The sequence below is a fragment of the Streptomyces sp. NPDC046335 genome (genome assembly GCF_055587985.1).
The window spans coordinates 119,938-128,995 of sequence record NZ_JBVJFF010000020.1 but is presented as its reverse complement, the minus strand read 5'-3'; the positions used below and the strand labels follow the sequence as shown (position 1 = coordinate 128,995).

General features: G+C 66.7%; 7 protein-coding genes and 1 pseudogene. 5 read left to right on the top strand and 3 right to left on the bottom strand.

Translation table 11 applies throughout. The features are described 5' to 3' along the window. Positions 1 to 65: 65 nt before the first annotated feature. From ACZ6JY_RS37305 to ACZ6JY_RS37285, 5 genes and pseudogenes are all read left to right on the top strand, one after another. A pseudogene (locus ACZ6JY_RS37305) lies at positions 66 to 323 on the top strand (transposase); the annotation flags it as partial. A 548-nt stretch (positions 324 to 871) separates the two neighbouring features. Then, a complete protein-coding gene (locus ACZ6JY_RS37300; protein ID WP_469203437.1) occupies positions 872 to 1,837 on the top strand; it encodes a hypothetical protein in 966 nt (321 codons plus the stop codon). A gap of 209 nt (positions 1,838 to 2,046) precedes the next feature. Then, positions 2,047 to 3,033 carry a hypothetical protein gene (locus ACZ6JY_RS37295; RefSeq protein WP_469203435.1) on the top strand — a complete coding sequence of 329 codons (987 nt, stop codon included), beginning with the start codon at positions 2,047 to 2,049 and terminating at the stop codon, positions 3,031 to 3,033. 1,170 nt (positions 3,034 to 4,203) lie between these two features. Further along, entirely contained in the window at positions 4,204 to 5,301 is a 1,098-nt protein-coding gene (locus ACZ6JY_RS37290; RefSeq protein WP_469203451.1) for an IS110 family RNA-guided transposase, read from the top strand. 345 nt (positions 5,302 to 5,646) lie between these two features. Continuing rightward, entirely contained in the window at positions 5,647 to 5,814 is a 168-nt protein-coding gene (locus ACZ6JY_RS37285; RefSeq protein WP_469203455.1) for a hypothetical protein, read from the top strand. A 9-nt stretch (positions 5,815 to 5,823) separates the two neighbouring features. Here the strand turns inward: ACZ6JY_RS37285 and ccsB are convergent, their stop codons facing one another. From ccsB to ACZ6JY_RS37270, 3 genes are all read right to left on the bottom strand, one after another. Next, positions 5,824 to 6,939 carry a c-type cytochrome biogenesis protein CcsB gene (gene ccsB, locus ACZ6JY_RS37280; RefSeq protein ID WP_469203433.1) on the bottom strand — a complete coding sequence of 372 codons (1,116 nt, stop codon included), beginning with the start codon at positions 6,937 to 6,939 and terminating at the stop codon, positions 5,824 to 5,826. Beyond that, on the bottom strand, positions 6,936 to 7,562 hold the full coding sequence (locus ACZ6JY_RS37275; RefSeq protein WP_469203431.1) for a cytochrome c biogenesis ResB family protein: 627 nt from the start codon (positions 7,560 to 7,562) through the stop codon (positions 6,936 to 6,938). Before ACZ6JY_RS37275 ends, ccsB begins: the two co-directional genes overlap by 4 nt. Positions 7,563 to 7,682: 120 nt before the next feature. After that, positions 7,683 to 9,047: an NAD(P)/FAD-dependent oxidoreductase gene (locus tag ACZ6JY_RS37270; protein WP_361569696.1), complete on the bottom strand. Its 1,365-nt coding sequence runs from the start codon at positions 9,045 to 9,047 to the stop codon at positions 7,683 to 7,685. Positions 9,048 to 9,058 lie beyond the last annotated feature (11 nt).

Below are 9,058 nucleotides of genomic sequence, written 5' to 3'. Positions count from 1 at the left end.
GACCGGAATTGTCAGACACCCCCTAGTCGTGTCCGCAAAGTGGTGGTGTCGTTGGTCTGGTCGTGGTGCGTCGTCATGAGCTGACCGATGAGTCCTGGGCAGTGATCGAGCCGTTGCTGGCTCCGCCCAGGATGGGCAGACCGGTGCGGGATCGCCGCCGGGTAGTCAACGGGATCTTGTGGAAGCTGTCCACAGGGGCGGCATAGCGGGACCTGCCCGAGCGATATGGGCCATGGAAGACGATCTACGAACGCTTCCGCCGCTGGTCGGCCGATGGCACCTGGGACCGGCTACTGGCCCACGTCCAGCAGCACTCGGATGCCGTCCTTTCGCCAGCGCCCCGGTGTCCTATGACTTCAGAGTTTGAGCGGTGCCACCGAAGGCCGACTGACCGGACTGCGTGACAGCGCAGTTCGAGAGTCCGAGGGGCTGCGTCCTCCGCGGTGGGCGAGCGCTTGCCAGGCGGGCTGAGCCAGCTGGCAGCGTTACCCCGGGCGGCGTGGGACGTTGGTCCTGCTACTGGCGGGTGGGCGCGCTGACACACCCGACGCTCCGACCGAGGACGGGAAACTCCCATGCGTTATGGCTCCTTCGCCATGACCCATCTTGCGGTGGCCGCGGCGGCCGTCCGACCACGCAGACGGATACGTTACGGATACGTCCTCGCACTGTGCGCCAACGTCCTTTCCGCCACAGCGACAAGAACTCCAGCGATCGAGCGCCCAAGCCGGGCTGCGATCACCCTATCCATCATGGCCTCAGCTGCCATCTGATAGCAGGTGATGCCGAGCACGCGGCCGGCGCGTATGTTGGCCGTCACAGTGCGGGCGAATGCTGAGCGAAGGAAATCGCGGCGTGCCATCCTCTGCGCATGATTGCTGCCGTCCGGAGCCGCGTGACTCTGCGCTATCGGTCGCAGGCAAACGAAGCGATAAGCAAGCTGCGCAATGACGCCGAGATCCTGGGAATCGGCCCGGTCTCGCTTCGCACGCGTGCTCATCTGCGGCTCTACTACGAGGGCAGGCTCCTTGCACGGCTCGCGGCCGCCCCCATCGTCGTCTTCGAGTGGTGGCTGGCTACTCGCGTCACCGCCGACCTGGTCTACTCGAACATTCCGTCGCTGGCCCCTCCTGACTCGGCCAATCCGCCCCCACCTAACTCCTCGGGGCTGATGGGCCTCGCTCGGTTCGCCACGATGACGGCCGTCATTCTCTGGCCGATCCTGCTCGTACGGCCAACCATGACGGTGCTGCGGTACTCCGGGATGGGTAAACCTTTGGCGTTCCGGCCACTCGCGGTCTGGGCCGGCCTCATCGGACAATGCGCTGACGTCGTGCGGAACCCTGGCCCCGAGCACACTCACGTGGCAGATGTGTCCACAGGACTCACGATCATGCGGGTGCGTTGGGCACGGTTCCTGCGCGGTTCGGTTCCTCTGAACTGGAACCGTCAGGTCAGAGCCAAGGCCCACGCGGGACGCGTTGCAGCTGCACTGCGCAGGGCGGAACAGCAGCTCGACGAGAGCCCCGAGGAAGGCGCCAAGGAACTAGGTCGGCTCACCCTCCAGATATGCGATCGGTACGTAGACAAACGCCTCGGCGCCCTTCTCGACGAGGAACAGCTCAACGGCTACGAACGGAGTCACGAACTCCTTCGTCTGTGCCTCTCCCTGGCGTGCATGGGGACTGTGGCACTGGGAGCTTCAGCGGCGCATCTTCCCCCGCCCGTCGCTATCGCGGTGGCCGGAATTGCTGCCGCTGTAATCCACCGCAACGCCTACGTGACTGGCCTGACCGTCCTCGTCCCGTTCCTCCCACTGCTGTTCACGGTGCAGTAGCGCCACCCTGCGGCAGTGCCGCCGAGCACCTCGCCGACGGCCGTGCTCGACGTCACACATGAGCCCGCACCGCGCACGGGGATCTGTAGCGGCCGAGCTGTGGACAGAGGCAAGGGGGGCGCTCGCCCGGGCGCGGACTCCTACCTCCGTAGCTCTGATTTGCGTCAAACCGCCTTGGCGTGCGGCGAGGTGGCAAGAGGCTTGATGGCATGCCGATCTGGAACCGAGTGATGACCACTGTCCGCTCTCGCTGGCGGAGGGTCTTCCTTCCTGTTGGGTTCGCCCTCAACACATGGGGCAACGAGCTCTATAAGACTGGGCACCACCGGACCGCCAGTCTGATCCTGTTCTTCAGCGGGCTGCTTCTTGCCTTCTACGGTGTGCGGTTCTGGCGTGGGTTCACTGACAGTTGGCGCGCCCCGAAGCGGATTCGCCGCTGGGTGACTGCCAGGCAAAACACGCCGAAGTGGATAGCCCGCTGGGACCGCCTCAAGACAGCCACCTGGGGCGCCGTCGTGTTTGCCGTCGGGCTGTACGCCTGGAAGCTGCTCGGAAGAATCGCTACGGAACCAGACCGGGTCAACGCACACTTCGGCTCCGCCATGCCGCTGATGATGATCTGGGTGCTCTTCCCCCTGTATGGACAGGGGGCCGAGCCGAAGAATTCGCCGATGGAGAGGCTGAGCGGGCGGATCTGGCGGGCCGTGGTCAGCCGCATGGTGGCGAATGTGGCGGGTGTCTACTTCGCGGGCGTGACCCTCTACGCGATGGTCTTCCCCAAGCGCGCGTCGTTGCTCGTGACTGTCACTGTGACCCTCGGCATTGCCGTGGTCGTGGCCGTGCACAAGACCTGGGGACGGTTGCGGAGACTGACCACGCAGATGCACAAGAACGTCCAAACGCTGAAGCGGGACCTCGACTTGATTCATGGCAGCGAGACGGAGAAGACCGGCGAGAAGCAGGACGCGGCGCGAAGGAGCTGGGACGTGGTGCGGCTCGACCTGCGGACCTCGGTGGATACCGGATACGGGTTCGGGACTCCAGTCCTGCCGATCGAAACGATCGACGAGCTGAACGAAAAGTTGGAGAAGGCAATCACAGCACTTGAAGGCGACAAGGAAGCGGCTGTGGAAGTGCTGGGCGACCTGGACAAGATCCAAGAGGCGTGCACGTCGTGGATCGATTCGGTGGCGTGAACCGTGTTGCAGGCTCATGCTCCGGGGCAGGTGACGCCAAGCGCACGGGCCAGCGAGGTGCTCCACATCACCCTGCGCCCGGTGCTGAGGTCAGGTTAGGACGAAACAGCTTCGCGACCAACAGCCAGACAGAGAACCAGCTCCCGACCGTTCAGTGAGGCGGAGACTTGCTCATCGTGCCGTCTTCGAGCTCACGGAAACCGAGAGACTCGTAAAACGGCACCAGCTCCCGATCCCAGGCAGCCATCAGGCCGAGCCTTGCGGCTGCGTGGTTACGAGGTCTTCAGGTTCGGAGGCTATGAACTCATGAGCGATAGCGCGCCAGACATGCTGCGCGAGTTCTTCACCGTGCTCGACGAGCGGTTCGGCTCAACGCAGTCAGCCGGCCCGCGGTAGCCGTTGGTTCGAGCTGAGCTAGGAACCGCACCTGGCTCGGTTGTGGTCGCCCTGCCCGTTGATTTCGCCGACGTAGTGCGCCAGCCCCTGAAAGGCGGCCGTCTCCGGGCGGCTCGCCAGCTGAGAAAATGTGCCGTTGGGGTGGGTCTCCTCGGGGTGATCCCGTCGCACCTCGAGTAGGGGCGAGCCGCCGGTGCTCACACGCCAGTGGTCAGGACCGTGTAGGGCACTACCTGGTCGAGGAGCGGGAGGAAGCTGGCGAGGGGCAGCTGGTAGGGGCGAGCCACTGGGTAGTCCGTCAATACCGGTCCCGGGTGTACGAGGAGTCAGCTCATCGGTGTCCCGTCCAGAGCAGCTTCAGTGCCGGTTCGGACGAAGGGTCCCGGGAGCGGTCGGGTCATGCGGTCGCGCTGCGCTGCGAGCATTCTTTGTCATCAGCGGGCGTCAGCTGTCACCCAGTCCTGGTTGGCGGTCAGGTCTGGACACGACAGGACACGCGGGGTTCGTGTGCTAGGAGGGGCGGGAGAATGCGTGGGTGCTATCCCGGGCCTGGGGCCTGACTCATGACTTTTCTGACCGAGGTGTCCCGGAGTCACGCTGTCGGCTGACGGTCGGGGATGGCGCGTTGTCGGTGCCGGGCCGGCCGGGCGTGTCCCGATAGGGGCCTGCCGTTCGTTGTGGCGTCCTCACGATTCTGACCGTCCGACGTGGCCTGGTACCGGCAACGCGACGCGCCGTCGGAACGGAAGGGGAACGGGCGTGTCCAGTTCGACCATGTCCAGTACGCCGCCTGCTGCTCAGCCTCGTCGTCGCCCGACGGGGGAGGTGGTACTGGGGGTGGACACGCACCGGGATGCCCATGTGGCTGCGGTGCTGTCCGTGATGGGGACGGTGCTGGCCACTGCGGAGTTCACGGCCACCGCGGCGGGGTACCGCGCTCTGCTGAAGTGGGCCAGGAAGTCAGGAACCGTGCGGCGGGCCGGGGTGGAGGGAACCGGCTCCTACGGGGCGTCCCTGTCCCGCTATCTGCTGGTCCAGGGCATCGACGTGATCGACGTGAATCGCATGGACCGGGCGGATCGCCGTCGGCGCGGCAAATCGGATCCGCTCGATGCCCAGAACGCGGCGCGAGCCGTATTGAGCGGGCGGGCCTGTGCTCGGGCGAAAGCGGGCGACGGGCCCGTGCAGATCGCGAGAATGTACAAGCTCACGAAGGCATCGGCCGTCAAAGCCCGCACTCAGGCCATCAACCAGCTCAAGTCCGTCCTTATCACTGCTGACCCCGCCTTGCGGGAAGAACTGGCCCCACTGGGCAACGCCGAACTCTTCCGGACCTGCGCGCGGTTCGCCGACGAGAACAGTCAGGACGAGGGCGGTGAAGTGGGGGTGCCGCAGGCCACGCGGATCACGCTGGGTCTGCTGGCGTGCCGGATCGGCCAGCTCTCCGAGCAGATCCGGGATGTGGACGCCCGTCTGGCCTGCCTCGTCAAGCGTCATGCCCCGCAGCTGCTCGACGTGGTGGGGATCGGCCCGGACACGGCCGTCGCTCTGCTGATCACGGTGGGAGACAACCCGGAACGGCTGGACAGTGAAGCGGCCTTCGCTGCTTTGTGCGGGGTGAGTCCTGTCGAGCGTTCTTCGGGACGCCGACAGTTCCGTCGTCTCAACCGTGGCGGCGACCGTCAGGCCAACGCCGCGCTCCACCGCATCGTCTTCACCCGCTTACGGGTCGACCCGCGCACCCAGGACTACTACGAGCGCCGGATCAAGGAGGGCAAGACTCGGCGCGAAATCGTGCGTTGCCTCAAACGCTACGCGGCCCGGGAGGCCTTCCACCTGGTCAAACAGCTACAGCCAGCACCCCGCTCATAGGGGCTGTTGTGACAGGGCCAGTGATAGACCGAGGCCCCGCCGGGGAGCATCCCTGGTGGGCCTCTGCCCGGAGCCATGAGACGAGGCTCCGGCGGAGCGCTCCGGTGGGGCATCACCGTGCAGTTGACTGTGCGTACACGCGTGACGTGTTCGGCTCGTCATGCAGTTTGTCTTCCAGCGCTGTTCTCAAGGACGCTGAATTTGCGATCGCAGCCATGACGGACGACCTGGCCCGCCAGGCAACTGGGCGGGCTCTGTCGGTTGGAGGGTTGATGCGCTGTGCCCTGCTCGGGCAGGCCAAGCGGTATGCCGGATGCCCGTGGGTGAGTCGCGTAGTTGCCGTCGATGCTGAACCCCCGTTCGCCCCAGCGGATGCGTTTCTGGCTCCCGGAGGGCCTGTGGTTCGCCGCCCGCTACCCGGACATCGACGTCGCCCACAAGAACCTGAGCTTGTACGTGGGGCGGCTGCGGGACGTCACCGCGGGCGTCGCCCGCGGTGACGTCCCGCAGTAGGGGGCCGGTTCAGAAACCGATCGACTGGAGGGCTCCGAGGCCGACGTCGGCGTAGGAGTGCTTGCCGGAGACGAAGATGTTGACGCCGTAGTAGTTGAACAGCCAGCAGGCGAAGGCGGCCAGGGCCAGGTAGGCGGCCTTGCGGCCCTTCCAGCCGGCGGTGGCGCGGGCGTGCAGGTAGCCGGCGTAGGCGACCCAGGTGATGAAGGACCAGGTCTCCTTGGGGTCCCAGCCCCAGTAGCGGCCCCAGGCGTCGCCCGCCCAGATGGCGCCCGCGATGATCGTGAACGTCCACAGCGGGAAGACGGCGGCGTTGACGCGGTAGGAGAACTTGTCGAGGGAGGCGGCGGAGGGCAGCCGGTCCAGGACCGAGTTGGCGAAGCGGCCGGGGGTGCCGCCGGAGGCGAGCTTGCTCTCGAAGCTGTCCTTGAAGAGGTACAGGATCGTGCCGACCGCGCCGACGTAGAAGACCGCGCCGCAGAAGATGGCGGTCGAGACGTGGATGTACAGCCAGTACGAGTGGAGGGCGGGCACCAGCTGGTCGCTCGCCGTGTAGAGGACCGTGACGGCGAGGCCGAGGTCGAGCAGGACGGTGGTGGCCAGCGGGAGGCCGAGCCAGCGGACGTTCTTCCTCAGGGCGAGCAGTGCGAGGTACACGCCGGCGGCGACCGTCGTGAGCGTGATGTTGAACTCGTACATGTTGCCCCACGGCGCCCGCTCCACCGACAGGGCGCGGGTGAGGACGCCGCCCGCCTCGATGGCGAAGGCGAGGACGGTGAGGGAGACGGCGATGCGTCCGTAGAGGTCGCCCTTCTCGGTGCCGCCGTGCGCGCCCGGCCCGTCGGGCACGTCGCGGGAGCCGGAGGCGGCGCGTACGACGACCTCGGGGCGTTCCAGTACGGCGGTGGTGCCGGCCTTCTTCACGGTGACGGCGGGACCGGACGCGGCCTTGGTGGCGGCGTCGGCGGTGAGCGCGGCGGCGGTACGGCCGACCTTGCTGCGGCTGCCGAAGAGCCACTCGGCGATGTACGCGAAGAAGGCCAGGGTGTAGACGGCCATCGCGGAGTAGATCAGCGTGTTGCTGACGTTCGCGAGATGCTCGTTTGTTGCGGCGGCGAGATTCACTTCTTCTCAGTCTCTTCGGCAGTGACGGCGTGGGTGTCGGTGGATTCGGGGGCGGCGGCGTTCTCGGGCGCGGCGGGCGCCCGGTTGTACAGGACCTCGGAGAGGTCGCCGAGCTCCGCGGGAACCTTCGCGGACTCGCTGCGGCCGAGGCCGGCGATCTCCACGACGGTCACGCCGTCGGCGCCCCGCACGGCCCGCACCCAGATGCGGCGGCGCTGGATGAACAGGGAGCCGGCCAGGCCGAAGATGGCGACGACGGCACCGCTGAGCGCCCAGCCGCTGCCGGGCGGCCGCGTGACCTGGAAGCCGGCCCACTCCTGGACGCCGTCGAAGGTGACCGAGACCGCGCCGCCTGGGAGGTTCATGGTGTCGCCGACCTTGAGCTGTTGCTTGAACAGCTTGCCGTCGGAGCCCTTGAACTCTCTTCCAGGTTCCTCTTGTCGAGCTGGTAGATGCCCTGCGACCGCGATGAGACGGCGGTGCGGAGCCTGCCCCCCCGCTAGCGGTACCAGGAGCCGATTCGGCGGCGTCCTCGCCGGTCGACGCAGCTGCCTGCCAAGCCCTCCCGTTCGGCCTGCCGAGATCGGCTCCCCGCAGCGCTGCCTACTGGGTTCTCTCGTCAAATGTCAGTTCCACACAAGGAGTGATGCGAGGGGGACGGCTGCTTCGTAGGACTGGGCGGTCTTGCCGTAGCGGGTGGCGATCTCATACCACGCCGTCACAGATCAGGCGCCGCCCGAACTTCAGGAGTCCGCGCGCCTGCGACGACGGAGAGCCCGTCGCGCCAGTGTCCTGCTGCCGTTGAGGAAGTCGTTGAACCGGTCCAGTCCCCAGACGGCTCGGAGGACAAGCGGCTGCATCAGCAGCGACATCGACGGCGGGTATTTCGAGGCGTCCGACCAGATGCCGGCGAGGTCGTCCGGCATCTCACCGTCGACGATGTAGTCGGCGAGCTGGTGGGTCACGTACGGCACCTGGCAGAGGCCGTGGCCGTTGCAGGCCATCGAGTAGAAGACGTTGTCACCCACCTGCCCGGCGATCGACAGCCAGTCCGGGCTGATGCCGATCCAACCGCCCCAGGCCCGCTCGATGGCCACGTCGGACAGCGACGGGAACCGACGGGCCAGATCCTTCCCCATGTCCTGCACGACAATGGGGTCCGGGACCCGGTCCGGGAGCGGGTAGGTCTGGCCTCGCTGCGCTTGGCGGACCCCGCAGACGATGGTGTTGCGCTCGGTGAGCCGGTAGTGGGTCATCAACTGGTGCTGGGTGATGATGCCGGACCGACTGGTCCAGCCCAGCTCGGCGAGCCGCTCCGGCGCGATGGGTTCCGACTCGATCTCGATGACGTACAGCGGCGTCGCGAGGTTCTTGGGCCAGATGTCCCACTCGCCGCCGTAGACGTTGGTTGCGAGCAGTACCTTGTTGGCCCGCACGGTGCCATGCGGTGTCGTGAGCTCGACGGTGCGGCCTGTCCGCCGGACATCGCTCACCCGCGACTGCTCGAAGACCTTGGCCGACGAGGCGAGCAGCGCGCGACGCACACCACGAGCGAGCTTGCCCGGGTTCAGCATCCCGCCGATGGATTCCCGCATACCGCCCACGAAGCCGGCAGGAAGGCCGAGTTTCTCCCTGCTGCCGACAGTCCCATTCCCACCGTAGGCGCGCAGGATCGCCGCCTGGGTGCGCACCCTGAGCATCATGAGGGGTGAGACCGCACCCCACACCAGGCCGTTTGCCACGTAGTCGCAGTCGATGTCGTGCGTCTTGATGAGGTCTTCCACGTAGCGGCCCGCGTGCTCCGCCAATTTCGCCATGACCGGCATCTTCTTAGGGGACTGGATGCTGAGCATCCGCAGGTCACCGCCCGGCGCCCCGGCGATCTGACCGCCGTTGCGCGAGGCTGAGCCGTAGCCGCAGAACTCGGCCTCCAGCAGGACCACGTCCTGGTCACGCTCCGCGAGGCGCAGCGCAGCCGCCATGCCGCCCATGCCGCCGCCGATGACGGCGATGTCACAGGTGAGGTCGCCGTCCAGTGCGGGCTGCACGTCGTCCGGTCGGTCGATCCAGCCGGTGAAGTTGCTGTATTTCGTGTTGTCGGTCCTCATACCGTTCCTTC